At 53.9% G+C, this 26,178-nt stretch carries 21 protein-coding genes and 3 pseudogenes; 8 read left to right on the top strand and 16 right to left on the bottom strand.

Annotation, left to right across the window (positions count from 1 at the left end; translation table 11 throughout):
• Positions 1 to 20 precede the first annotated feature (20 nt).
• Genes WFK59_RS13685 through WFK59_RS13670 form a run of 4 tightly spaced genes read right to left on the bottom strand, consistent with a single transcriptional unit; the run spans position 21 to position 4,650 of the window.
• Positions 21 to 1,214 (bottom strand): glycoside hydrolase family 53 protein, encoded by a 1,194-nt coding sequence (locus WFK59_RS13685; RefSeq protein ID WP_233988452.1) that lies wholly within the window; start codon positions 1,212 to 1,214, stop codon positions 21 to 23.
• Positions 1,215 to 1,217: 3 nt separating this feature from the next.
• On the bottom strand, positions 1,218 to 2,069 hold the full coding sequence (locus WFK59_RS13680) for a sugar ABC transporter permease (protein ID WP_233988454.1): 852 nt from the start codon (positions 2,067 to 2,069) through the stop codon (positions 1,218 to 1,220).
• Positions 2,070 to 2,079: 10 nt separating this feature from the next.
• Complete coding sequence (locus tag WFK59_RS13675; protein ID WP_233988455.1) at positions 2,080 to 3,387, bottom strand: carbohydrate ABC transporter permease; 1,308 nt, start codon at positions 3,385 to 3,387, stop codon at positions 2,080 to 2,082.
• Between the two features lie 42 nt (positions 3,388 to 3,429).
• On the bottom strand, positions 3,430 to 4,650 hold the full coding sequence (locus tag WFK59_RS13670) for an extracellular solute-binding protein (protein ID WP_336756002.1): 1,221 nt from the start codon (positions 4,648 to 4,650) through the stop codon (positions 3,430 to 3,432).
• Positions 4,651 to 4,973: 323 nt separating this feature from the next.
• On the opposite strand from WFK59_RS13670, the gene WFK59_RS13665 reads away from it, so the two are divergent.
• Complete coding sequence (locus tag WFK59_RS13665; protein WP_336756001.1) at positions 4,974 to 6,092, top strand: ABC transporter ATP-binding protein; 1,119 nt, start codon at positions 4,974 to 4,976, stop codon at positions 6,090 to 6,092.
• A 274-nt stretch (positions 6,093 to 6,366) separates the two neighbouring features.
• On the opposite strand, the gene WFK59_RS13660 is transcribed toward WFK59_RS13665, so the two are convergent.
• Positions 6,367 to 6,861 carry a surface-adhesin E family protein gene (locus WFK59_RS13660; protein ID WP_336756000.1) on the bottom strand — a complete coding sequence of 165 codons (495 nt, stop codon included), beginning with the start codon at positions 6,859 to 6,861 and terminating at the stop codon, positions 6,367 to 6,369.
• Positions 6,858 to 7,481 carry a hypothetical protein gene (locus WFK59_RS13655; RefSeq protein WP_336755999.1) on the bottom strand — a complete coding sequence of 208 codons (624 nt, stop codon included), beginning with the start codon at positions 7,479 to 7,481 and terminating at the stop codon, positions 6,858 to 6,860. Before WFK59_RS13655 ends, WFK59_RS13660 begins: the two co-directional genes overlap by 4 nt.
• A 270-nt stretch (positions 7,482 to 7,751) precedes the next feature.
• On the opposite strand from WFK59_RS13655, the gene WFK59_RS13650 reads away from it, so the two are divergent.
• Complete coding sequence (locus WFK59_RS13650; protein ID WP_336755998.1) at positions 7,752 to 8,486, top strand: 2-phosphosulfolactate phosphatase; 735 nt, start codon at positions 7,752 to 7,754, stop codon at positions 8,484 to 8,486.
• A gap of 79 nt (positions 8,487 to 8,565) precedes the next feature.
• On the opposite strand, the gene WFK59_RS13645 is transcribed toward WFK59_RS13650, so the two are convergent.
• Together WFK59_RS13645 and WFK59_RS13640 are read right to left on the bottom strand one after the other, a co-directional pair.
• Positions 8,566 to 9,303, bottom strand: a complete 738-nt coding sequence (locus WFK59_RS13645) for a metallophosphoesterase (RefSeq protein WP_336755997.1) — start codon at positions 9,301 to 9,303, stop codon at positions 8,566 to 8,568.
• A gap of 323 nt (positions 9,304 to 9,626) precedes the next feature.
• Positions 9,627 to 10,556, bottom strand: a complete 930-nt coding sequence (locus WFK59_RS13640) for a LysR family transcriptional regulator (protein ID WP_336755996.1) — start codon at positions 10,554 to 10,556, stop codon at positions 9,627 to 9,629.
• 124 nt (positions 10,557 to 10,680) lie between these two features.
• Between WFK59_RS13640 and WFK59_RS13635 the strand changes: the two are divergent.
• The 3 genes and pseudogenes from WFK59_RS13635 to eptA all read left to right on the top strand — a co-directional run bounded on the left by WFK59_RS13635 (position 10,681) and on the right by eptA (position 14,011).
• Positions 10,681 to 11,254 (top strand): annotated as a pseudogene (locus WFK59_RS13635) (NADPH-dependent FMN reductase).
• 26 nt (positions 11,255 to 11,280) lie between these two features.
• Entirely contained in the window at positions 11,281 to 11,805 is a 525-nt protein-coding gene (locus WFK59_RS13630; RefSeq protein WP_233988469.1) for a VOC family protein, read from the top strand.
• A gap of 581 nt (positions 11,806 to 12,386) precedes the next feature.
• A pseudogene (eptA, locus tag WFK59_RS13625) lies at positions 12,387 to 14,011 on the top strand (phosphoethanolamine transferase EptA).
• Positions 14,012 to 14,193: 182 nt separating this feature from the next.
• On the opposite strand, the gene WFK59_RS13620 reads toward eptA, so the two are convergent.
• The 3 genes from WFK59_RS13620 to WFK59_RS13610 form a co-directional block, all read right to left on the bottom strand.
• Entirely contained in the window at positions 14,194 to 14,421 is a 228-nt protein-coding gene (locus tag WFK59_RS13620) for a hypothetical protein (RefSeq protein ID WP_233988471.1), read from the bottom strand.
• 429 nt (positions 14,422 to 14,850) lie between these two features.
• Positions 14,851 to 16,275: a DUF1254 domain-containing protein gene (locus WFK59_RS13615; RefSeq protein WP_336755995.1), complete on the bottom strand. Its 1,425-nt coding sequence runs from the start codon at positions 16,273 to 16,275 to the stop codon at positions 14,851 to 14,853.
• Between the two features lie 42 nt (positions 16,276 to 16,317).
• Entirely contained in the window at positions 16,318 to 17,100 is a 783-nt protein-coding gene (locus WFK59_RS13610; protein WP_233988475.1) for a hypothetical protein, read from the bottom strand.
• 296 nt (positions 17,101 to 17,396) lie between these two features.
• Here WFK59_RS13610 and WFK59_RS13605 point away from each other — a divergent pair, with 296 nt between their 5' ends.
• The gene (locus WFK59_RS13605; protein WP_336755994.1) at positions 17,397 to 18,911 is read left to right on the top strand and encodes a DUF1254 domain-containing protein; all 1,515 of its coding nucleotides are present in this window, start codon (positions 17,397 to 17,399) and stop codon (positions 18,909 to 18,911) included.
• 28 nt (positions 18,912 to 18,939) lie between these two features.
• Entirely contained in the window at positions 18,940 to 20,037 is a 1,098-nt protein-coding gene (locus WFK59_RS13600) for a GGDEF domain-containing protein (RefSeq protein ID WP_336755993.1), read from the top strand.
• A 143-nt stretch (positions 20,038 to 20,180) separates the two neighbouring features.
• Here WFK59_RS13600 and WFK59_RS13595 read toward each other — a convergent pair whose 3' ends face one another.
• The 3 genes and pseudogenes from WFK59_RS13595 to puuE all read right to left on the bottom strand — a co-directional run bounded on the left by WFK59_RS13595 (position 20,181) and on the right by puuE (position 22,531).
• Positions 20,181 to 20,978 (bottom strand): c-type cytochrome, encoded by a 798-nt coding sequence (locus WFK59_RS13595; RefSeq protein WP_336756337.1) that lies wholly within the window; start codon positions 20,976 to 20,978, stop codon positions 20,181 to 20,183.
• Positions 20,908 to 21,144: pseudogene (locus WFK59_RS13590) on the bottom strand (Glu/Leu/Phe/Val dehydrogenase dimerization domain-containing protein); the annotation flags it as partial. The pseudogene WFK59_RS13590 and the gene WFK59_RS13595, both read right to left, overlap by 71 nt.
• 121 nt (positions 21,145 to 21,265) lie before the next feature.
• Positions 21,266 to 22,531: a 4-aminobutyrate transaminase gene (gene puuE / locus WFK59_RS13585; RefSeq protein ID WP_336755992.1), complete on the bottom strand. Its 1,266-nt coding sequence runs from the start codon at positions 22,529 to 22,531 to the stop codon at positions 21,266 to 21,268.
• 103 nt (positions 22,532 to 22,634) lie between these two features.
• On the opposite strand from puuE, the gene pdxR reads away from it, so the two are divergent.
• Positions 22,635 to 24,128: a MocR-like pyridoxine biosynthesis transcription factor PdxR gene (gene pdxR, locus WFK59_RS13580; RefSeq protein ID WP_336755991.1), complete on the top strand. Its 1,494-nt coding sequence runs from the start codon at positions 22,635 to 22,637 to the stop codon at positions 24,126 to 24,128.
• 233 nt (positions 24,129 to 24,361) lie between these two features.
• Here pdxR and WFK59_RS13575 read toward each other — a convergent pair whose 3' ends face one another.
• Both WFK59_RS13575 and WFK59_RS13570 read right to left on the bottom strand, forming a co-directional pair.
• Positions 24,362 to 24,709 (bottom strand): hypothetical protein, encoded by a 348-nt coding sequence (locus WFK59_RS13575; protein WP_336755990.1) that lies wholly within the window; start codon positions 24,707 to 24,709, stop codon positions 24,362 to 24,364.
• A 356-nt stretch (positions 24,710 to 25,065) separates the two neighbouring features.
• Positions 25,066 to 26,178: hypothetical protein (locus tag WFK59_RS13570; RefSeq protein ID WP_336755989.1), on the bottom strand; the 1,113-nt coding region annotated here is incomplete at its 5' end.

The following is a 26,178-nucleotide window of genomic DNA, read 5'->3' as shown; positions in this document are numbered from 1 at the left end:
ATCAGCGTTTGCGCTAATGATTAATGAAAAACCTGTAGCGAAGGCAGCGCCTTGCCGTGACAGTCAAACAGCGCCTGATTTTCGCGGGCGTTACCCTGTTTCCATTCGTCGTGGATATATTTCATGCCGGCAGGCGTGGCCCAGGTGTTGCCGGGCGCCGGGATCCATGCGGGTTCCCAGTACACCACGCCTTTGCCGCGATGGTCTGGCACCGCCAGTACCGCTTTGATCAAATCATGCAGGTAGGCCGCCTGGCCCGTGACCGTAGCGGGATAACCGCCGGCCTGCTCCTCTTTGGCCTGGAAGCTGTTCTCCGCGCTATCGCAGTTTTCCAGCTGGTAGCCATAGGCGGCTTCCACCACCATCACATCTTTGTCATAGCGCCGGGAGATATCGTCCATGTTAGCTTTCAGCGCGCTGATCGGGCCGTTCCAGTAGGTGTACATCGACAGACCGATCACATCGAACGGCACATCACGCTTAACGATTTCGTCGAACCACCAGCGGAACATGTCGTTTTTAGTCCCTTCAGCGAGGTGCAGCATGATCTTCACCTGCTGCGGATCGCTGAGGTTTTCGCGCAGCCCGCCGATCGCCGCTTTCAGCAGACCGGCCAGACGATCAAACTCGCCGCCGTTCTGGCCCCAGCTTTTTCCCTCTGGCCAGAGCATCCCGCCGTTGAGTTCATTGCCAATCTGCACGATATCGGGCATCACGCCTTCCGCTTTGAAACGTGCGAGGGTGTCGCGGGTATAGTCATGAATCTGCGTTTCCAGCTGAGGAAAGGTCAGCGACTGCCAGGCCTTTGGTTTGAACTGCTTGCCGGGATCGGTCCAGAAATCGCTGTAATGCACGTCGAGCAGCAGCTTCAGGCCAGCGGCTTTGACCCGCTTCGCCAGCGCCAGTGTGGTCGCCAGATCGTTGCCGCCGCCCCCGTAGGTCTGGCCGTTGCCGTCGGTGGGATCGACCCACAGCCGCAGACGAATGGTGTTGATGCCACTGGCTTTCAGAATGGCGATGGCATCCTGCTGCTGGTTAGCGGCGTTGTAGAATTTCGCGCCCTGTTTCTCCAGTTCCGCCAGCGAAGAGATGTCCGCGCCTTTGATGAAATCCGCTGGCCACGGCCCAGCGGAGGCGATAGTGGACGAATGAGCGGCGAGCAGCGGTGTCGCCCAGGCCAGCGCCAGGGCGAGAAATAAGGTTTTTGGCGTCATGATTTATCCTTTAGTACTGCCTGAGGCCAGGCCAGAAACGAAGTATTTCTGCAGGGCCAGATAGAACACCGCTACCGGCACCGCGATCAGAACCGCGCCCGCCGCATAGGTGGTGTAGCTGGCGCCCATCTTTTGCGACACCAGGTTATAGAGGCCGATCGGCAAGGTGAACTGATCGGGTGTACGCAAAATGGTGCTGGAGAGAATGAAATCGCCCAGCGGACCGGTGAAGGAGAACAGCGCCACCACCGCCAGAATCGGCTTCGACAGCGGCATGATGATCTCGACAAAGATGCGGAAGTTGCCCGCGCCATCCATGCGCGCCGACTCATCCAGATCTTTGGGTATCGAGTCGAGATAGCCCTTCATCAGATAGGTGTTCATCGGGATCATGCCGCCGACGTAGATCAGCACCAGCGCCATGTGGCTATTGATCAGCCCCAGCAGTTGCGACAGCACGAAAATCGCGATCAGTGCCGAAAACTGCGGAATCATCTGCAACAGCAGAAACAGCATCAGCCCGTTCTGCCGCCCTTTGAAGCGAAACCGCGAAAAAGCGTAGGCGGTACAGCTGACGCTCACCAGCGTCAGCACCATGGTCAGGAAACTGATTTTCATCGAGTTCCAGTACCAGGTCAGATAAGGCACCGTGCCGTTGAACAGATCGCGGTAGTGCTGTAGCGACGCATTCTCCGGAATGATCGAACTGCTGAGCAGGCTGTTACCCGCATTCAGTGATGCTCCTACCGTCCAGACCAGCGGATAAATGATGATGGTCGAGACGGCCAGCACCACCAGCCAGGTCAGCGACAGGCGTACCCACCGTTCGCGTTTAATACTGCCGGACTTCGCCATAACTGCTCCCTTACGCCATCTCATCTTGTTTAAACGACCGGGTCGCGCGGAACTGCCACAGCGCCAGACCCACCACGAAAATCGACAGCAGAATGGTGATAGTGGCGGCGATAGCATATTGCGACGACGACATGGTGAGCTTGTAGATCCACGACACCAGAATATCTGTACCGCCGGCATTCGACCCCGCCACCGCCGGACCGCCGTTGTTAAACAGGTAGATAATGTTGAAATTATTAAAGTTGAAGGTGTATTGCGTGATGATGATCGGCGCAATCGCATACAGCACCAGCGGCAGCGTGATGGTTTTCAGCCGCGTCCAGGCACTGGCGCCGTCCATGATCGCCGCCTCATAGAGATCGTCCGGAATCGCCTGCAACACGCCAGTAGTCATCGCGAAGACAAACGGGAAGCCGAGCCAGGTCTGCATCATGATCAGCGCGGTTTTGCTCCAGAACGGATCGGTCATCCACGCCTTTGGCGCGATGCCAAAGAAATCGAGAATGGCGTTATTGATCACCCCGAAGCTGTCGTTAAACATGCCGGCAAACACCAGAATGGTGACGAAGCCCGGCACTGCCCACGGCAGGATAAAAATGGTGCGGATCAGCGGTTTAAAGCGCAGGTCTTTCTGATTGACCAGAATTGCCAGCATCACGCCCACGGTGCACTGCAGCGTGGTGGCCAGCAGCGTCCAGACCACTGTCCACTGCAGCACGTCAAAAAAGGTGGATCGCCAGATCGACAGGGTGAAAATGTTGATAAAGTTTTTGAATCCCACCCAATCCACCAGCTTCGCCGGCGGCGTGTGGTAGAGGTTGTAGTTGGTGAAGGCAATCGCGAAGCCAAACAGAATCGGAAACACCACCACGAACACCAGCAGAATAAAGCCCGGTGAAATCATCAGGTAAGGGAAGCCGTCGCGCAGCAGCAGCTGATACTGCTGACGCACACTGTTAAGTGGCTGACCCTTGTCACGCTTTACGCCATTCAGCCAGGCATCACGCACCGACACTCCCCAGACTGCAAGGCCAAAGGCAGCAATCAGCAGGCTGATGATCCCCTCTGCCAGCAGGAAGATGGAGTTATCGCGCGGGACCACTTCACCCAGCGTATAGAGTCCCCACATCCCTTCACGCAGAAAATCGTGGAAGACGCCGGTAAAACTGGCGAGCAAAATCAGAAAACAGAGCCCTTTTGCCCACTGGCGGTGATAAAACTGGCCGAAGCCAGGCAGCAGCGCGAGCAGCGCACCCGTCGTCGCATGACGACGCGGACGCGTAGCGCTGACCAGATGTTCATCGGAAGAAATAGCCACACCCTGATCCTTTTCCTGTAGGGATTATCGCCCGGCGCACCATTACTGGTTGCTGGCCTGCATCGCTTCGATCTGCATGGTGATCTGCTTCACGGCATTATCCAGCGCCGCTTTCGGCTCCTGCTTGCCGGAAACGCTCAGCTCCAGCGCCGCATTAGCCGGACCCCAGACTTCCTGCATCTCTGGTACGCCTGGCATGGCCGACGCGCGCGTGGCCTGCACCGCCACCGCGTTAGCTTTCTCATCATCTTTGATGATCGGATCGTTCATCAGCGCCGTGACCGGTGGGATTTCCTGCGTTTTCTGATAACGCTCTTTGACGTACTGCGGCTGGTTAATAAAGGTGATGAATTTCTGCGCCAGCGCCTGATCTTTACTCCAGGTTGAGACCACATACCCTTTCACGCCGAGGAACGAGCTCATCGGTTTGCCGTTGGGCAGCAGCGGCAGCGGAGCGACACCATAGTTAATCCCGGCCGCCTGATAAGGCTGAAACGCCCACGGACCATTAATCACCGCGGCCGCTTTTTTCTCGGTAAACAGCGAGTCGATGGCGTTCAGCCCGTTGTCGCCCATGATGCCGCCCGGCAACAGCCCTTCGCTGAAGAAGCGCTTCAGATAGCTGACCGCGTCGACGCTGCCCGCAGTGTTCAGCCCGACATCCTGGGTATTGAGCGTCCCATCACTAGTTTTGCCAAAGATATAGGCGCCCATCGGAGCCATTACGCCCCAGCTGTAGTAGATCTGATCAAACTTTGCCAGCAGGCCATACTGCTTCGCCGCGCGTTGCTTTTGCGAGAAGGCGCGATATTCATCCAGGGTTTTCAGCGGTGACGGCAGCAGATCTTTGTTGTAAATCAGCACCAGCGTCTCAACCGCTTTCGGCGCGCCGTAGACCACCTTGTTCTGCGTAAAGGCTGCCATCGCTGACGGTGTGTAGGCGCTCTGTTCCGCCGCATCCATTTTCAGCGGGGCCAGCAGGCCCTGTACCACGGCGCTGCCCAGTTGATCGTTCGGGATGACCAGCACATCCGGGCCGATGCCCGCCGGACCATCCAGACGCAGCTTCTCAATCTGCTGGGCAAACGGCATCTCCTGCACTTTTACCTCTACGTCGTACTGCTTTTGAAAATCGGCGATCGCGGTTTTGATTCCGTCCGATTTCTTAATATCTTCCCAGATGGTCAATTGCTGAGCGGCCCAGGCGGATTGATTAAGCATCAATGCTGAAAGGAGTAGCGTAACGCTGATTTTAATTTTCATTTCTGTCCTCATGTGAAGGTATGACATTTTTAGCTGTCATTCGCTGAAATCTTTTTGCTAACGCCTGCAGAATCCTGACTAAACGGGCAGGTTGATTCTGGATAACGTATCGCACAGGGGGCCTACGCTACGCGGAACGCTGACGCCGCTCCAGCCTGTTAGCACCAATGTGTGATCGGTATTACAGAAATCAAAAACAGCGGTAGGGCGCGCTTCGGTGCAACGTTATAGTCAACTCAGGCACCATCAGGGCTGACGTGAAAATTAACCATCTGTTATACGTCGTACATTTAAGCAGCCATATCCCTGCCATGAGGATCAGCATGTCCAGCATCAGATTAAGAAACGTCACCAAACGCTTTGGTAAAACAGAAACGCTGAAAAACATCACGCTCGATATCGAGACCGGTGAATTTGCTGTCTTCGTTGGCCCGTCCGGCTGCGGTAAGTCCACGCTGTTACGGCTGATTGCCGGGCTGGAGGAGATCAGTGACGGTGAGATTTTGATTGGCGATGAGGTGATGAATGACATCGCGCCCTCACATCGCGGTGTGGCGATGGTGTTTCAGTCCTATGCGCTCTATCCGCATATGACCGTGGCGGAGAATATCGGCTACGGCCTGAAAGTTAACCGTTTGCCGAAAGCGCAGATTGAGCATCAGGTGGAGATGGTGGCGAAAACGCTGCAGCTGGCGCATCTGCTGGATCGTAAACCAAAGCAGCTTTCCGGCGGTCAGCGTCAGCGTGTGGCGATTGGTCGCGCGATTGTGCGGAATCCGCGGGTATTTATGTTCGATGAACCCTTGTCGAACCTTGATGCCGAACTGCGTGTCGATATGCGCCTGCACATAGCAAAGCTGCACCAGGAGCTGAAAACCACCATGGTTTATGTGACGCACGATCAGACCGAAGCGATGACGCTGGCCGATAAGATTGTGGTGATGAACTACGGCAAGGTGGAACAGGTCGGGTCGCCGATGGCGCTCTATTACAATCCGATTAACCGTTTTGTCGCTGGCTTTATCGGATCACCGAAAATGAATTTTCTGCCGGCACGCGTAGAGCAGTGCGGGCCCGGCGGCCTGATCGCGGTAGTCAACGACGGCGAGCACCGGCTGCAACTCCCCTCACCCGTGCGCCAGCTGCAGCCAGGCGATGAGATCACGCTGGGGATCAGACCAGAACAGTTGCAGATTAACGGCGACGGGCCGCTTAACCTGAATTTTCATTGCGAAGTGGTGGAGCGACTCGGTAACAATACCTATCTGTTTGGTCAGAGCCACGGCTACGACGGCTTCAAAATGCTGCTGCCGGGCGATGTCCATTTTCGTCCCTACCAGACACTGCGACCCACCTTCCATCCGCATCACTGCATGGTGTTTGATGCCCAGGGCGAGCGCATCAGCGCGGATATCGCGATGCCGCAGGTTCGCGCCGCCTGATTACTGTCAACAAGCCCGGTGATGTCGATCGCCGGGCGTGCTGTTACGCTTTTGATGCGCGCTAATGGTCTTACGGATTGTTGCCGTGACACCGCGATCAATCGCTTCCTCAGGCCAGGCTGTCCCTTTCACCCCAACCTGATTTCAGAAGCGGCTCATTCCCTGAAGCGGTTGATTTTTATCTGCCAGTCATCCGTTTACCGTTCAGTATCTGATTCAGGTTCAAGGCAGAAGTCGTGACCTCATCATCCCGTTTCGCCCGGCCTGTTGACGGTTAATCCAGCAGCGGCTTGCGGTTGTCTTTCGGCGGCTCTGGCTTGAGTCTTTCAACGGGAATATTGCACATGCTCTCTGCAATCATGCCGAAAAGAGAATCTTTCGGGAACTTTTTCCACTGCCCCGGCTCCGCTCCGACGTGAACAAGAATGCCTTCCGCAAAGGGTTTTGAAAACATTGACCGGTTCAAAACAGCACGCTGGTTTTGCTCGCAGTTAATCACATTAATGGCCCGGGAACTGGCAACGTAAACGGGCGGATCTTTTATAATCAGTCTCTGTTTCACGTAGTTGTTGATGAAATAAAACTGACGCAGGTGAGGGTTACCCTGATAGGTGGAAATTACCCTGAAATCGGCATAGGAAATTAAGTCGTCATCAGCAAGAACTTTTATCAGACCTGCCGGAGCTTTTACCGGCGTTTGCGGCGGTGGCTTGCTGGTTTCCGCACAGCCGGTCAGAAGAAGTAATGTCATCCATGTCAGTTTTTTCATTTTGCCGCCTCAGCAGTTAAGTCAGGTCGTAACGTTACGAGCATATCAGGCGTGACATTTCCCTGAACGGAACAGAGTAATAATGTGCCTTGCTTGCCTTTGCTGAGTAATAACAGTTTCTCGGTGCTTTCTTTTGCCGGAGCAATGTCAGAGACCGCTTGCGCGTTTATTTCCCATCCACTGTCTGGGTTTGCTTTAATCATCGCCTGAGAGACATATTCATCTCCGGCCCTGGTCCAGCTCAAATGATCGAGTCTGGAGAGCACCTCTTGTGGTGATTCTTTGAAAACCAGTCCCCAGAAATAGTATTTACCGTAGTTGATGGCATCGAAGTTATTGGTTTGCAGATTATAACCGGTAATCGTCAGGTTTAATTCATGCAGAGGCTGGGTAAACCAGAGGGTGCCATTGCCGTCGACCGGCGCTTTGAACCAGGCCCGCTGTTGATGGTCAACCGTTAGCGGTGCGACGCGGCTCAGAGTGGCCCGCTGATGATATATTTCGTTGAAAAAGGTTGAATCACAACGGGTCAGGCTTTGCGTCAGCGTATTCGCGTAAGCAGGAAATGTCAGTCCTGTCATTCCCAGCAGGAGGCCAGTGGTATAGATATTTTTACGCATCTCATATCCCTATATAAAAAACGCTCTTTTTATCGGCGCAGCACAATGGAACTTTATGTTTTTTCTTTCACTGTCGGACGGGTGCATGATTGATTCAGCCTGTGCCTGACATGGTCGATGCACCCTTGAGGTTACCCGAATCAACGCTGTCGTTTACGGCGACCAGATACCCTCTGTTCATGAACAGCGTTAGCTCAGGATTATAAGAACACGAAGCTCAGTGACGCTATGTTTGCTGTTATCAACGGAAAAATTAACTGAGAAAAGATCATGGATGCGTTCAGCCAGCAGCGTTTCGGGGTTCGTCTTGAGTGGGGCCTGTCTGCCGTTGAGGGCTTAGCCAGCGAAGCGGACTGCATCGTTATTATCGACGTTATCTCATTTTCGACCTGCGTCAGCCTGGCGGTCGATAAGGGTGCGCGCATTTATCCCTGGCCGTGGAAAGACGATTCCGCACGTCAGTATGCGATGAAAATCGGAGCACAGGCAGCCAGCCCGGACCGTCGATTCAGCGGTGAAGGTTATAGCCTGTCGCCGGTTTCGATTCAAAACATTCGCGAAGGTGAAAGCCTGGTACTGCCGTCGCCTAACGGCTCCGCGATTTCGTTCAGGGCGCGGGAGACCGGTAAGCCGGTTTTCACCGGCTGCTTACGGAACATGACCGCCACAGCAAATGCCTGCCGCCGTTTTGACCGTATACTGCTCATCCCCTGTGGTGAGCGATGGCCTGACGGTAGTCTTCGTCCCGCGGTTGAAGATTACGCCGCAGCAGGCGGCATTATCGCCGCAATGGGACGCCAGGATTATTCACCCGAAGCACAGGCGGCGGTGGCTGTCTGGCAATATTACCAGGCACAAAATCTGCAGCCTCTTGGTGAATGTGCCTCAGCGCTTGAACTCCAGCAGCGTGGATTTGATGCAGACACCGTGCTCTGCCTACAGGTTGATACGGCTAAACAAGCGTGCCGGCTGAAGGGGGAGTTTTATGCGTCAGCGGTGGCCTGACCGACCCGCTCAGCGGGAAACGCAATCTTCTTTTTCTTTCAGGTGCTTTGCCTGCCGCTGCGGGGGATTGAGGTATAAGTCACACACAGACATGATGGCTGGTAAGCCGGTTGTTGACATAGCGATGAATCATTAACGCAGGCGGTTCAGCGACCGGGGGAATGTTTTTTGTTCCGAACCATACAGGATTAGCCGGGCAGACGGAGCCACAGATATAAGCCGGAATACCGGCAAAAGTACCTGCTACTGGCCGATGTACATGCCCGGTAGCAATCGCCAGCAGCCTGGCCGGTGCGTTTTTAATCAGCGTTTCCAGCGGGCCCGTTCCTCTGCACATCGATTCATCCAGGGTCGGGATGCCAGATTCAAAGACGTGGTGATGCATAAAGAGCAGCACTGGCGAGTCCCCTGTATTGTTGAGTTGTTTATTCAGCCATTCGAGATGCCCGGAAACGCTGCCATAATCCTGGTGATCAACTGTCGAATCCAGACCTATTAGTTTCAACCCGCCAATATCACGACTAAAGTGCAGAGCCTGTGGCGACGCATCAGAAGCCCCCTGTGACTCACCCCATGTCATTCGCATTAAATGGCGAGCGTCGGAATTTCCCGGCAGAACTAATGAAGGATAATCCTGCTGTTCCAGTTGTTCAGCGATCTCTCTATAGCCTTCGCGCCACTCGCCGTCTGTCAGGTCACCGGTAAGCACGACTATGTCCGGATGCAGATTCGCAAGCCACCTCAGCACCTGTTCGAATCGCTGAAGATGATCGTTTTCAGATGAGGCATGAATATCCGAAATCTGAGCTATCAGCATAGCGTCCTCCACGTTTTCGATGGGGTGTTAACGGCGGAGCTTAACACAGTCAAAAGCTATCATCCGGCATCCGGGCTTTGCCGACGATGGCTTTCCAATGTTATTCAGTTAAATTCAGTGGTTCCAATACCAAATGCACCGATCGCCAGCGCCCAGAGAGCAAATGGCATAACACCTGGCCTGTCAGTCAATTTCACGTTTAAGCTGTACTGACTGCCGTGAGTGGTCCGGTTAAAGCCAGCAGACGTTGCGGGACGGACAGAATATAAATTTGCTCAACGTTGATAAACAGCCCTGAAATCTCCTCAGCGTTGATAAAAACGCTACCTTAAATCGCCAAAAACCCCTTCGCCCGCCTTTTTGAGCAGTTCGTCGACGATAATGCGGACTTTCGGGATCAGATGCCGGGTGCGGGGCCACACCACATTCAGCTCTACCGGCACCGGCATATGGTCGGCCATCACCGCCACCAGGCTACCTGCCTCGATATGGCTGTTCACCATCGATTCCGGAAACTGTGCAATCCCTGCACCGGCAAGACAGGCCAGCAGCATGGCATCACCATCGCTGATCTGATGCGCCGTGCCTGAGATAAATTTCACCTCCCGCTCACCCGCTGGGCGCAGTCGCCAGGCCAGTGGCGCGCCCCGCCGAAAGCCCATGATGCAGCCATGCTTTTTCAGTGATTCGATGTCGCCAGGCGCGCCATGCTGCCTGAGATACTCAGGAGAGGCGCACAGGATAAGACGCTGACGGCTCAGACGACGAGCGATCAGCTCATCGGTGCTTTGCAACTCACCAAGCCGCAGTACCAGATCAACGCCCTCCTCAACCGGATCGATCAGCCGATCATTAAAGGTCAGCGCCAGCCGCAGCGCCGGGTAACGGCTAATCAGATCCAGCAGCACCGGCATCATCAGATTGCGGCCAAAAGAGGCCGGCATATCGATACGCACCGTGCCTGCCGGATTGTCCTGACGTCGGCTGAGGCTGTTTTCCGCCGAGTCCAGAATCTCCAGCGCCGACAGGCAGCTTGCCAGATAAGCCTCACCGTCGCTGGTCAGGCTCAGTTTGCGGGTAGACCGGTGAAACAGACGTGTTCCCAGCCGCTCTTCGAGCCTTGCCACGCTCTTACCCACCGCGGATTTGGTAATGCCCAACTGTTCGGCAGCTTCGGTAAAACTGCTCGATTTTGCCGTAATGACAAAGTGAGTAATGCCTCGCAGAGAATCTGCGGTAAAGGAGGTAGACATAAAGTTGACCCAGTGGCGACTTACAAGCGGTTTATCGATGTTTAATTCTATACCAGGCTTATCTCCCTCGGAAAATAAACCCGGCACTGACCGGAGAAACTGTTCTGAACTAACTGGAGAGCCCATGTCACAGGCCAAACCCCTTACTTTCGTCTCACTGCTGGGCAGCCTTCGTAAAGGCTCTTTTAACGCGGTAGTGGCCCGCAATCTCGCTTCGCTGGCACCGGCCGGTGTGGAGATCACCCCCGCTTGGCTCTGTCGGCGAGATTCCACACTATGACGCAGACCGGCAGGCCGACGGGTTTCCCGCCGCCGTCGTGGCAATGGGTCACGCAATCTCGGCAGCGGATGGGCTGATCATCGTCACACCGGAATATAACTACTCGGTGCCAGGCGCGCTTAAAAATGCGCTGGACTGGCTTTCACGCCTGCCCGACACCCCGGTAGCCGGTAAGCCGGTGGCGATCATCACCGCCTCTCCGGGCGCCATTGGCGGCGCGCGAGCCCAGTATCACCTGCGTCAGATTCTGGTGTTTCTTGACGGCAGAGTGCTGAACAAACCGGAAGTGATGGTCGGCCAGGCCGCTTCCCGGCTTGATCCGCAGACCGGCCTGATCACCGATGAAAATACCCGCAATCTGATTGCGGCCCAGCTCAAAGCGCTGGCAGAGAGGGCAGCTAACCGGCACGCCCATTAACGATTAATCAACCTGGGAGAAAAACAATGTCTGTTGAAACGATTCGCGGTATGGACCATGTTGGCATCACCGTATCCGATATTGACGAGGCCACCCGTTTCTTTAAAGAAGCGTTTGGCGCAGAAGTGATCTACGACTCCGTTTCCCCATCAGATGAGGATGTAAAAGGCGAAGAGACGGAAAGCATCCTGAACCTGTTTCCGGGAACCCGCATCACCACGGTCAGGATGATGACGCTAAAGCACGGGCCGGGGCTGGAGCTGTTTGAAATGAAAGGACCGGAGCAGCAGCAGCCGGTGCGTCCCAGCGACTACGGCTTACAGCATTTTGCCGTGTACGTTGATGACATCGACCAGGCCATCAGCCTGTTTGAGCGAGCCGGTGGAAAAATGTTTACCTCACCTCAGCCACTGATGTTTCCGACCGAAACAGGAAAGAATAACTTCTTCTGTTATGGCCGCACGCCGTGGGGCAGCGTAATTGAGCTGATCTCATTGCCATCAAAATTACCGTATGAAGATCACACCGCTCTGCGCCGCTGGAAACCCTGAGTCTGTCGGGTGCGTCTGCCAGGGCGCACCCGACAGCGCCCTTCCTCGCTGGCTGACTCCCTCCTACGCTGAACAGGCTTCATCCTCTTTACTGTTCCGCGCATCAGACATCTGAATCAACTTCGCTCCTGTGGCGATCTCTCTTCTGGTTCACCGCCGAATCAGCGTGATGCAGCCACCCCGGTCAGACGCACCGGTTCAGTCAGGTGTCGTTTTACAATGCACGCTTCAGCGAGCTGAGAGTTTTCTCTGACAACGATCGGCCCGGCGCTGGCGCGTACCGCATATCGCGTGATCCACATCCCAACATCGAAGAATCCTTCACCGGGTATATCAGCATTTTGTTTAGGTTGACTTAATGTTTACCGCTGTAAACTTATCTTCATTCAGGGTTCATCAGATGGTCACATTTTCAGCAGTGGGCTGTTTTGGTTAATGATAAACGTAACCGCAGTCGCAGGTTGCTTAGCGTCTGGGGCCGCAGCGTTTTAACTTTTATTAAACATTGTTAATCAACGGGTGACTGGTTTTGACGGGTCAGATTACTCGGGTTATGGAATATCTTTATGTCTCAATTACGCATGACTAAGCCCGTTCTGCACCGCGTGACCTATATTGTTTTTTCTCGCTTTATATCTCGGTTTTTCTCTATATTGCCTATTACCAGCAGGCTCTGGCACTGATCCCGCTGAACGGCCTGCGCAATACTCTTTTCTTTCTCTCTATGCCGCTGGTGGCCTTTTGCGTCATTAATATTGTCGTCACCCTCACCTCATTTTTCAGGCTGGACAGGATAGCGGTTGCGCTGTTTATCCTTGTCTCTGCCACCGCGCAGTATTTTATTCAGCATTACGGCATCGTTCTGGATCGCTCGATGATCACCAACATTGTGGACACCACACCAGCCGAGAGCCTGGCCCTGCTGACGCCTGAAATGCTGCAGGTGCTGTTTCTGTCTGGTGTTGTGATGGCTGCACTGGCTTTCTGGCCGCGTTTTAAAAAGACGTTCTCTCTCTGGACATCTCTGGCATCCCGCGGCATTAACATCGCCTTTTCTGTCATGCTGATCGCGCTGGTGGCGATGCTGTTCTACAAAGATTACGCCTCGCTGATCCGCAATAATCATGGTCTGGTCAAGGCTCTGAGTCCGGCGAATTTTATCGCTGCCTCGCTCTCTTATTACCAGCATCATCAGCAGGCCGACCTTCCGCTGGTAAAAATAGGTGAAGACGCCCATCAGCTTCCGCAGATGCTGACCGGGCCGAAAAAAAACCTGACGATTCTGGTGTTGGGTGAAACCTCACGCGCCGCGAACTTTTCGCTGGGCGGTTACTCGCGACCGACCAATCCGTTACCGGCTGAAGATGAGGTTGTCTATTTTCCTGATACCACTTCCTGCGGCACCTCGACGGCGGTCTCCGTGCCCTGCATGTTTTCCAACATGCCGCGTGCGCACTATGACGATGCGCTGGCCAGCCATCAGGAAGGCGTGCTGGATATCATCCAGCGGGCGGGTCTGCGCGTTTTATGGCACGAGAACGACGGAGGATGTAAAGGTGCCTGCAATCGGGTGCCGAATCAGGATATGAACGCCCTGAACCTTCCCGGCATGTGTATTAAAGGCGAGTGTTATGATGAGGTGCTTTTTCATGGCCTGGAGGAGTATATCGCCCGACTGCAGGATAATGGCGTCATCGTTCTGCATACCATCGGCAGTCACGGGCCGACCTATAGCCACCGGTATCCGCCCGCGTTCCGCAAATTTACCCCCACCTGTGAAACTAAACAGATCCAGGAATGTTCGCAGCAGCAGCTGGTTAATACTTACGACAACACCATTTTGTATGCCGACTCTATCGTCGACAAGGCGATTGAGTTACTCAAGGCGCATCAGGACCGGTTCACCACCAGCCTGGTTTATCTCTCTGACCACGGTGAGTCGCTGGGTGAGAACGGCGTTTATCTGCATGGACTTCCCTATGCCATTGCGCCTGAGGTTCAGACCCATGTGCCGATGCTGATCTGGTTGTCACCTGACTATCAGCAGCGTTACGCGGTGGACTCGCGCTGCCTGAGCCAGCGGGCCGCAGCCAACGCCTATTCACAGGACAATCTGTTTTCTACCCTGCTGGGGCTTACCGGTGTTCAGACACGGGAATATGTCGCCGCCGACGATATGCTGGCGGCGTGCCGGGAAAAGCGTTAAGGGATTTTTCATATGAAGCCCGGTCGAGGCTTCATATTTTTTGATTCGAAGTGGCAGGGTGTAGATGAAAGAGTGCAGGGAATAGCGTGTCGGACCGGCAGCCCTGAGCCTGACACGCTGGTTACCCGCGCGCGGATGATTCACGCTGCTTTTTTCTTCCTGAAGGTCAATATCAGGCCGGGCTAAGTGATCAGGTATTTAATGGAGGTCCACAGCAGATATATCCCTGCCAGGATCTGTAGAATCCGGGTGCCCCAACGGATAAAGCGCCAGGCATGGCGTTCACTGGCATCAGCCGCGGCGATGGTCGGATCGGGATTAATTTTTCTTTTCCTCGGTCTGAAGTCCAGCCAGACCAGAATAATGATGGCTATTGCGACCAAAGCTTTTTGAAGTACATTGGCGTCCATGCGTCATTTCCTGTGACTAATAAAGGGTCGTTATCAATATAACTGAACCGGAAGCGTGTGGTATAGCGAAGTTTCCGGCCCGGAAGCGTGATGCAGAGTGTGAGGATAAACGCCTTAATGATGGAGATTCGATAGGGTGTTCACAACGCTGCTGGAAAAGTTGAAAGCACTTGAATGCAGCCTCCACGGTGCCAGACGCCAGCACAGGGCGTGGCCTGAAGAGATATTGCAGAGTCCGAATGGCCTTGCGACTAAACTGAGCCTGCCTTGTATTTCAATACGTTACCCCAGACAGGTGCTATTGGGGCGGTGCAGGCATTCAGGGCATATCACAGAGTGAAATAACGGATGAACGTTAAAAGGGAAAAACGGGCGGGCTTATCCGGCACCGCCCCTATTATTCATTAAGGAAATTTGGTCAGCGGGTGTTTATTCCGTTTTTCGCACGACCTCAGGTAATTTCCAGCTACCGTCCATTACCGAATCTTTGGGCTGATATAGCCTGAACAAAAGATAAAAATTGCCCTCAGGCGCAGGCAGCCAGTTGGCGTTCTTATCCTCGGGCTGAGTATGAGATAGCGTGATGTTCAGGCTACCATCTTTATCTTTTACCAGGCCTTGAGTGTCTGAACCAATTTTGTAGCGGTTGAGTGGGTTATCGACCAGCATCTTAGTGTCGGCATCGTAGATGGTGACCGACCAGAATGCGTTAACCGGGGGTTCTGAGTTCAGCGTGAGCGTATAGCTGCTGGCTCCGGAAAGCGTCTTGCCTTCGCTGTCATTATAACGAACCGGGTAAACAGCCTCTCGCTCTCCCTGACCACCCAGATAAGGGCCTGAAACCAGCGAACGCAGCGGGTAGTTGTAGCCAAAATCATCCAGTCCTTTCACATAGCTCCATCCCTGGCGTACTTCTGAAGTGCTCACCATCGTAGACACCGCGACATAAGGTGCATCCTTCACACCGCGCTTAACGCCTTCGAGTATGGGCGAGGCGATGTTATTGCTATCAAAGCCCTTTTCAGTCAGGCCAAAACGGCTGAACTGGCCGAACAATCCTTTATCCTCTGGCTTGACCGGGTTCGATTTGATGGCAAATGCGAGCTGACGGAAAAAATCCAGCCCGTCGTTTTTGAGTGCAGGCATCGGTGCCAGAGTATCGTTATAGACCTTGCCGCTGGCGGACTGCAGATGGAATTGCTTCTGCAATGCATGCAGAGGCGCCATATCTTCACCCTGGGTTACGCGCATGCGGCCCCATAACCAGATTTTGTTGGTGGATACCTTCAGCACGGTGGCGTCTTTAGGCAACTCACCCTTCCAGCCCGGCGGAACAAAGACAAATTTACCGGCTTTGGTTCCGGTGGTGCGGCGACCGATATAGTGCTCCAGCTCCTGCCACATGTTGAAGACGTCCACCACATAATAGCGATCGTTTAAATCCGGAACCGTCAGTACATAAGGTTCATCAAGCTGAACAATTGCGCTCATGTAGAGCGTATCGTTGTTCGCAGACGGCATATCTTTCGCTGCGGGCGTTGCCAGTTCCGTTGCCCAGCCGATCTGATTCAGCGGCGCGCGATAGCTGGTTGGCGGCTTAGGTTCTGGCACATCAGTATATTCGCGGGCAATCTGCTCCATACGTACCAAAGGATAGCCCCATGTCCAGGCCATCACGGCTGAACTGTAACCGTCAGCCTCCATCCCTTTTTTGAACACTTCCGGCGAACCCTGCAGGGTAAGCACCGGGTCCTGATAGGTCGCTTCGGCAGCCTGCACCGTCAGAGATAATGAAGAACCCGTCAGGCCAGCCAGTAGCATCGCACCGACCAGAACCTTTTTTTTCATCAGCATGAGGTTTTCCTTTTTTTGAACAAAAACAGAAACGAAAAATGATTAATCCATAAACTGCAAATTGAGCCCGGCAAAAATTTGCCAGCGCGGCTGCCCCGGCCCGCGATCGGCAACGCTGCCCTGCGGCTCAACGAAAAAGTTATAAACGGTATTTCCTTTCTTAATGATCTGCCCGACGCCCAGCCCCAGCGGAACGCCGTAGCTGTCATTCTGGAAGTTATAGTTCCAGATGGGCGCCGATCGCAGATAGGTTCCGCCACCTAACTGATAAAAGACAAACGGCTGAAAAGCGCCCAGATTGACGTCACTGCGGTCGCCTTCACCGGCAAAACTGTGCTGCCAGGAGGCAAGATAGCCGTACTGAATTTTGGGGTTACTGGCGTCAAACAGGACGTTGACCAGTCCTGCTGACCACTTTTCACTGCCCAGCGCGTTTTCGGTTGCCGTCGGCGCGGTGAGCTGCGGGCCGAAGCCGAAGCTCACCGCCGGATTACCGGTATCGATCAGGTAAGCCGTAAAGAGATTGAGATCACCGAGACCGGTCTGATGCCCGCCAGTCGGGGGCGAAGGATAGGTATTCACCGGCAGTGAGGCGCGCAGGATCCAGTTGGTCTCCCCCAGCGAAAACGGTTTGGCGTAGCGCAACCAGAACTGATTAGCCTCCTTGTCGCTTTCACTGATATCGCCGATGTAATAGTTCTGCATGTTGAACGCAGTCATGTTAGCGAGCGGGTTATTAGCCTGCGCTGAATCGGGTCCGGCGGCGTGGAGCGCCCCTGAAACCACGAATAGCAAGGTGGCAGATAATCCTGATCGAGCTTTCATCATTGTTTCCTTTTGGCAGAGAATGTATGGCAACGGCGTGAATACTGGAGAAGAAAATTGATGACAGTACGGTGCACGACTGCTAATGATTAAAAGCGAACCCTGCGGTTCGCTTATTTCTGAAAGAAGTATAGTTATAACTCAAATTTTCACGATATTTCAGTATGTTGCTACAATTAAGAATTGTGCCACAGCTCACTAAAGTGAAATTTTTGTCCGCGGCAACGCGGCTATCCGTACAGATATCGTCACTTATTCCTGCCACAATTCGCCCTTTATAAATTGGAGTCACCACAATGGAACTATCCAGAAGAACCTTTTACCGCCTGATTCTGGGCAGTGCGGTGGGTCTGGCTGCGCTCAGGCAGATACCGGCCGCGCAGGCAACATCACTTCAGATCCCCTTGCGTAAAGGGGCGGGTGATAAGGGGGAAACGCAGGGGGGAATGCCGCCCGCTGGTGCGGTCTGCTCGGTGTCTGACTTCGACTATCAGCTTAAATATCAGCGAGCATTCGAAGCGGTATTGTGGAATATGCCTGCGGTGGCGATTTACAGCTTCCGCCGGGCGGCCTTCAGCCATCTCGGCATGAAAGACAATGATATCGTGGCCTATTCCCGTACGGCGACGCCGCTGCTTGAAGCCATCACGGCCAACAGTACTACGCCCTACATCACCGCCTTTACCGACCTGCAAAAAGGCCCGGTAGTCCTGGAGGTACCCGAAGCCGGTGCGGAAGGCAGTCTCTACGGTCAGATTGTGGATGCATGGCAGTTCACCATTGCCGATGTCGGGCCTGCCGGCATGGATAAAGGCAGGCACTCCAGATACCTGCTGACGCCGCCGGGCTATCAGGAAACCATTCCGGAAGGCTATCTCCATGTCGCCTCCCCCAGTTATCGCATCGCCCTTGCGTTTCGCTCGGTGCCGGCGGCCGGTAAGTCAGCAGAGGATGCCTATCATTATTCAAAAAAGCTGCGGATGTACTTCCTCAGCGAGGCCGGGAATCTGCCGCCGCAGAAATTTGTCGATCCCAGTGACAAGGTTTATCCCACTCTGCCGTTTTACGATGAGCGACATTTCGAAGATATGCACGCGGTGCTGAGCGTGGAACCGGTGCGTGAGCAGGACAAGGTGATGATGGGGATGCTGACATCGCTGGGCATTGAGCGGGGTAAGCCCTTTGCACCCGATGATACCGCACGGCTCGCGATGCGGCAGGCCGCCATTGACGCCTGGTTTTTTTTGCAGCAATGGTACGATAATTTCCCGGCAGAAAAGCTCTACTGGCCCGACCGGCACTATGCGTCGCTGCTGCAGGCAGACAAAAATAATCGCTTCACCTTTGTTTATGACGATCGCATCGATCTTATCAACCGTGCGGCTGAGTATTTCTGGTGTACCTATATGCCGGAACAGCTCTCGGCTTCACCGGCGACGCAGTACCTGATGGCACTGGCAGATGCTGACGGCGCGCCGCTGGAAGCCGGTCAGCTGTATAAAATTAATGTTCCGGCGCAGATGCCGGTGAAACAGTTCTGGGCCCTGACCGTCTATAACCGCGATACCCTGTCGTTCATTTACAGTGAGAGCGGGCGAACCACGCTGTCATCTTACGATCTCGACCGGATGCAGAAGAACGCTGACGGCGGCGTAACGATATACATAGGACCAGCAGCACCCGCCGGGCTGGAGAATAACTGGCTCCCCACGTCCGGTAAACGCCCCCTGCCCGCTATGCGCTTTTACGGCGGAACCGACGCGCTGAACAATAAATCATTTAAGCTGGAAGATTTTCAGCGCGTCAGCTGATCTTACCCAACAATGCAGGAGCATACCCATGCTGATAAATGCGGAAGATGCGAAAAAGGAACTGCTGCTTACCCGTTCCGGATGCGTCTGGTTTCTCTGGCTGAACGTGGTGTATACGCTGTATCTCTCCGCGCGCTATTTTTTCCATGACCAGCCCGATGCGCGATCGAGCGCGGTCCTGTTTTTCAGTGTCCTGATCCTGCTGTTCTCGCTCTGGAATCTTATCCTGACCGCCCTGTTCAGCCGAAACGGCTTTCTGGTTAAACGGGGAGTGTTACTCAGCATTGTGCTGCTGTATGGCATTCTCTGGGGACTGGAACTCCATTCACTCTACGCTGGCGCGGCTCCGGCAGAATTTATCATTCTGCTGTCACTGCTGCTGGTATTTCCCGCCGTGATTGCCTTTCATCTTTCGCTCAGGCTCATTGCCGCGTTCGCTACCCCTGTCTTGCTGGTTGTGACGGGCGAAGTCATCCTGGCGGGATCAGAGTTCAATCTGTTTCTGCTGTTTTCGTACCTCATTGCGCTGGTCGCGCTCTTCTCTGCGCGTCGGGTGCTGATTGAGTGGTTTCGCAAATCTGAAGAGAGCGAGCGGCATAACGCCCGGTTGATTAAAAAGCTGACGCGGCTTGCAGACAGAGACCCGCTGACCGGCTTAGCCAATAAACGTTACCTGCGGGAATATTTTCATGCCCGCACCGCAACGCTTCCCGCAGGATGCGACACGGTGTTCCTGATCATGATTGACGTCGATTATTTCAAAAAATATAACGACCATTACGGACACCTTGCGGGCGACCAATGCCTGATGCAGGTTGCCCGATGCATCAGTCAATCCGTACGGGATTCGACGGATCGGGTGGCAAGATTTGGCGGCGAAGAGTTTACGGTATTGTTGCTTTCCTCCGATAAGCAGGGGGTCAGAATGGTCTGTGAACGGATACAGCAGAACCTGGCGCGCGCGGGAATCCCGCACGCCCACTCCGGGATTTCCGCGAGTGTCACTGTGAGTCTCGGGGCAGCACAGTTCAAAGCAGGTGATTCGCTGGATCAGCTGCTCGCAGCGGCTGACCAGCAGCTTTACCAGGCAAAACGCGAAGGCCGTAACAGGTTTTGTCTCGACTGATTGCGTATCAAACAACTGGAGCGGCGCGGTCAGCGTTAACTTTTTGCGCCTGCGCCTTCACTCTTTCTAAAGGTCACCGCCATTATCAATGGCCTGACACCGCCAGCTCTGGCGGTGTCAGGCTAAAGGAGGCACATCAGCGATCAGTGCCTTTTCTTAATGATCTCATCGATCTCTTTTTGCTCAACCGGATGCTGATTAACGCTCCATTCTCCTCTGATGTAATTGACGATATCACGCATCTCCTGAGCGCTTAATTCACCGTGATAAGCGGGCATTTTGTAGGGAATATTCCCCTCGGTTACCGGTGTCTCTGCGCCAAAAGCGATCACCTTAATCACATTAGCAGGGTCCTCAGCTTCAACCGATGCGTTATTGACCAGTGAAGGAACGTTATCATCGGTTCCTTTTCCTTCAACCCCGTGACAGGTCGAGCAATATCTGAAGTACAGGATTTTCCCCGCCTTATTTTCCGGGTGTTGCGCTGATAAGGAAGCGGGATTTTTTTGCGTCGGGGAAGACCCCCGATGATTAAGGCTTAATAAATAGGCGGTGACCGCGTTGAGATCGTTATTCGTCAGGTATTGGGTACTCTGTGTCACGACCTCAGCCATAGGCCCTGTAATCGCTGAATGCTTACTGCGGCCCTTCTGCAGTAAATCTTTTAATTCTTCTGCCGGAATAGCGCTATTTCTCAGGGATGGCGCAAACCAGCCATCGATCATCGCACCACTGAGAAAGGCAGGATCGCTGTCGTCATAGGCTTTTTCCTGCTGCGCAACGCCTCGGGGCGTATGACAGGCGCCACAGTGTCCCGGACCTTCAACCAGATATTTTCCTCGCGGGATAAGTTCAGCATCACGGCTAACCGCCGCCCTTGCCCGGTCCCCGTGACAGATTATGTTGCACCCGGTAGCCTTCAAAGTGTCTGATGCTGCCATCATCCATTTCGAGTGGAATATCCACAATTAATGCCCGCTTAGGCCGCATCAACGTGTTAGCCCAGTATTCCAGCTCGCCTAAATGAGGCAGTACCCTTTCCACCTGAGTAATAAAAATATTCCATGCAGAATCTTTATTCTCACTTAAAAATGACAGCGTCTTCATGCAACCTCCTGAATAAGAGTATGTAAGTTTTAGGGCACAAAAAAACCGACGATAAAGACCTATCGTCGGCGCTCCGGGGAGCTAAGTACTACGGCGAGGGTGACGCCAGCGCTTCAGCGAATCAGCTTTTCATCACCGATCGGAGAATATTCAGCGCGGCATCAAACTGGTCATCGGGAATAGTCAGGGGATAGAGGAAACGGATTACGTTGCCATAATGCCCACAGGTCAGCAGAAGAAGCCCGCGATCCAGTGCCTGTTTCTGGATGCGCTGTGCCGTCGCTGCGGAGGGTTCGCCGGTCTCAGCATCACAAAACTCTGCCGCAATCATCGATCCCAGACCGCGAACCTGCGCCAGTTCCGGACACGACTTTTTGCAATCCAGCAGGGCTATGCGTAAGCGTTCGCCCAGCGCATCCGCACGCTGGCACAGCTTTTCATCCTCAATAATGTCGAGCACAGCATGTGCCGCCGCCACGGCCATCGGGTTACCGGCGTAGGTTCCACCCAGCCCGCCAGGCGAGGGAGCGTCCATAATGTCGGCTTTACCGACTACGCCCGACAGCGGCATCCCACCGGCCAGGCTCTTGGCCATCGTCATCAGATCGGGCTGATGCGCATAATGATCCATGGCAAACAGTTTGCCGGTGCGGGCAAAGCCGCTCTGCACTTCATCGGCAATCATGACAATGCCATGCTCGTCGCAGAGATGGCGGATAGCCGCAATAAGCTCCGGCGGGGCAACATTAAATCCGCCTTCGCCCTGCACCGGCTCGAAAATAATCGCGGCGACCTGGCTTGCATCAATGTCTGCTTTAAACAGACGCTCGATGGCGACCAGCGTATCTGCCGTTGAGATGTTATGCAGCTGAGAGGGATAAGGAACGTGATAGACCGATCCCGGGAAGGGACCGAACCCCTTTTTGTACGGAGCCACTTTTCCGGTCAGCGCCATCGTCATGTAAGTACGTCCATGAAACGCCCCGCCGAACGCGATAACGCCGGGACGGCCGGTATGCGCGCGGGCAATTTTAATCGCGTTTTCCACCGCTTCAGCTCCGGTCGAAAAGAAGGCGGTTTTAAGCGGGCCATCAATAGGCGCGGCGGCATTGATCTTTTCGGCCAGCGAAACGTAGCTCTCATAAGGCACAATCTGATACGCCGTATGGGTAAAAGCCTTTAGCTGCTGCTCCATCGCCTGAACCAGTCGCGGATGACGATGGCCGGTATTCAGCACCGCTATACCCGCGGCAAAATCGATATAGTGATTCCCTTCAACGTCCGTGAGCGTGCTGTTTTCTGCCGACATCGCAAAGAAATTGCACATAACGCCGACGCCGCGCGGGGTTGCACTCAGACGACGTTGCTGGAGATTGTCATTGCTCATAGTGATGCCTCATCGATTTTCAATTTATTTGAAATACGAAGAGTAATCTGTCAGCGTTTGGTACCTTAAACGAGAGCCAGAATGTTTTATTTATAGGATCCAAATGCGTTCAATTGCCGGAGATGTGATCAGACAGGCATTTTCTCAATGTGAAGAAGGAAAACTTCATAAGCGGCTTTATATCGCCATAACAGAGTCGATCCTCTCGGGGAATCTCAATCCTTCTGCCCGCATGCCGCCGACGCGCGATTTAGCCGAGGAGCTTGAGCTGTCGCGCAACACGGTGCTCCGGGTTTATGAGCAATTACAGGCAGAAGGCTATATTTCAACCCACAGAGCCAATGGGACGTTTGTAACCCATAGCGTGCTGGATAACCTGGATGCCCGGCCGCTGCCCGCCACAGATGAAGCCGCTGCTGAAGACCGTTCACTGCTGTCTGACCGCTGCCGGATGCTGCTGCAACATGCCAGTGCAAGTCCACGGCAGTGGGGAGCCTTTCTGCCGGGTGTACCGGATGTGGTGAGTTTTCCGCATCGGGTAATGAAAAAGATCCACGACCGCCAGGCGCGCAAGCCTCTTCCGGAACATCTGACCTATGATTCGACGGGCGGCGCGCAGGTTCTCAAATCGGCCCTGACAGACTATCTGCGAACCGCTCGCGGCGTTCGTTGTACGCCCGATCAGATTCTGATTACGGAAGGCATTCATCAGGCGCTTGATCTGGTAACGCGTTCGCTTTGCAATCCGGGTGATACCGCCTGGACTGAAGAGCCTGGATACTGGGGAATAAAGAATATTCTTCGGATCAATGGTGTGGATATTTTCCCCATGCCGGTAGACGAACAGGGGCTGATACCGCCGGCAACGTCCGAAGCCGCACCTAAGCTGATGTTCGTTACGCCTTCGCATCAGTACCCTTTGGGTTCAGTGATGAGCCTGAGCCGCAGACAAGGGCTTCTTTCCCTCGCCCGGGATAGCGGCAGCTGGATTATTGAAGATGACTATGACAGTGAGTTTCGTTTTTCCGGCCAGCCTATTCCCTCTTTACAGGGGCTGGAAGAAAATAGTCCGGTTATTTATATCGGCACATTCAGTAAAACCCTCTACCCCGCTCTCCGGCTTGGCTATGTGGTTCTGCCCAAGGCCATATCGGCACCGCTTAAAAAGATGCACAGTGAGCTCTATCGGGGCGGCCATCTCCAGATTCAGGTGGCGTTAGCTGAATTTATCCGTGAAGGTTATTACGCGGCGCACATCCGAAAAATGCGCCAGCTCTATGGTCGCCGCAGGCAGTTCCTGGTAAATCTGATCACCCGCAGCCTGGGTCCCGACTATTTAGGCCAGTACAACAGTAACGCTGGCCTGCATCTTATCCTGCAGCTTCCCGTGGAGAGTGATGATGTCAGAATTGCCCTTGAAGCCAATAATGCCGGGTTACTGGTTCGTCCCTTATCGCGTTACTTTGTAGACAAGGTGACGATCAGAGGATTGCTACTGGGTTTTGCTCACATGGATGAAAAGGAAATTGAATCGGCTTTCACCCGGCTGCATGTGATCATACAAGCCAGTGAGGGGCAGCATTTAAATCAGGATTGAAATGTAATGGCTGGTCAGACAGAAAGGTATCTTTCTCAGCGCTGGTCTCTTTTAGAGTAAACTGACGCACATCTTTCGTGTATTTGCTGTCATGCTTTATCCGCTACAGAATAGAAATGGGCAAAGAGAGAATAGATGTAGCTCATACAGCTATCCTCTTATCCTGAGTCAATAAACATGCCTGTTGACAGGATATCGGGAAAGCACTGCTTTTCGGATTTTCCTGGATAAGACTATTGCTGATTACAAATAAAACCTCCGCTGATGGCTGGCGTACAGGTTGTTTGAACAACAGGCCTGGGTTGAATGGCTTGATTATAACTGGCACTGGCTGCGTTCAGGTTAGCCGCCTTTTGTTGCCATCCTGCCGCCGTTGATTGAGCAATAGCCGCACAGTCTGAGGGAGAAATAGTTGCAGTTCCTGCCAATTGTCTTGACTGCATCATGCGTGCAGCTTCAGACCCGCTTGTAAACGTGTCTCCGCTCATGGCCTGACAAAGTTCATAATCTGAGGCATCCGGATTATTTGAACAACCGGCCAATGTAGTTAAAAATAACATAACAAAAACCAGACTTTTCATTTTACATCCCCAGCTTAGATTCAGTAGTTAAATTACTCACCGGTTCATCCGGATGAATATTTTTCATTAGTTCGTCGGTAATAATTGATGCGCACTTATACGCACCTAAAGGTATTCAGAGTTAAACTCACATCAGCTAGCCGCATTATTCGGGTATTTTAAAAAAGTTTAAACGGGTAATTCATCAACGTTGTGTACCGGGAGGCCTGAGCCTCCCATACTGCTGAGAGTGAAGCGCGACAAGCAGACAGCGACTCCACTATTAGGTCGCGTTCCCCCTCGTTAACGATAATCAGATTTCAGACGACAGGTGCCTTTCTAAACCTGTCGATCCGGCATCCTCTTTCATTCGGGCGTTAAAAATTACCCGCTGCACTGTGTCCACTGCGTTGACCGCCCTGTCCACGGCCACCCATCGCGGAACTATGCGCATTACTGTTGCCATTGTTGCGTGTTGATGCCGCCTCCTGATGCGAGCCGCGATGCTGACCACCGTTGTTGTGCGAACTTTCGACCACGAAGACTTTCGCAATGATCGGGGTTGGAATATTGGTCACGATGGCCGGAACCCTATTAACCGGGGTTAACTGGCCTACTACCGGTGTATTTAAGGTGTTTTGAGCGGCAATTGCAGCTTCAGCGTCGGCCTGAGCTTTTGAAGCGGCTAGTGATTTAGCAGCGGCGTCGGCTTCAAGCGCCTGAATTTGCTGCTGTGAAATCTGAACATTATCATTTATAGCGGCATATTTAGCAGCTGTCAGATCGCGCATTGCCTGCTGCGCCTGGCCTTCTGAAACGGCGGCATATTTAGCAGCTGTCAGATCACGCATTGCCTGCTGCGCCTGACCTTCAGAAACGGCGGCATATTTAGCAGCTGTCAGATCACGCATTGCCTGCTGCGCCTGACCTTCAGAAACGGCGGCATATTTAGCGGCTGTTTGATCTCGCATTGCCTGCTGCGCCTGACCTTCAGAAACGGCGGCATATTTGGCAGACGTTAATGCAGCCTGAGCCTGCTGAGCTTCGCGCTGTGCCTGTTCTGCTACCTGCGACATGTGCGCGGCCAGTTGCGATGCCTGAGCGGCTTCAGATTCATGCTGCGCCAGCGCGGCATTACGCGCGGCGTTTAAAGCTGTGTTCTGTGCTTCGACGCGATCACGATTTGCCTGTACAAGCGCCTCACCGCGCGCCTGCGCCTCCTGCTGCATCTGAGCATTAACTTCCGCCACGCCGCCCGCGACAATCTGCTGACGGGTGCGTTGCTGGTTGGCCTTGGTCAGCGCCTCACCGCGCGCCTGTGCCTCCTGCTGCATCTGAGCATTAACCTCTGCCACGCCGCCCGCGACAATCTGCTGACGGGTGCGTTGCTGGTTGGCCTTGGTCAGCGCCTCACCGCGCGCCTGTGCCTCCTGCTGCATCTGAGCATTAACCTCTGCCACGCCGCCCGCGACAATCTGCTGACGGGTGCG

Source organism: Pantoea sp. USHLN298 (assembly GCF_037149395.1).
GTDB classification, from domain to species: domain Bacteria; phylum Pseudomonadota; class Gammaproteobacteria; order Enterobacterales; family Enterobacteriaceae; genus Pantoea; species Pantoea astica.
Note: the sequence above shows the minus strand (reverse complement) of the source record. Positions and strands in the feature narration are given on the sequence as shown.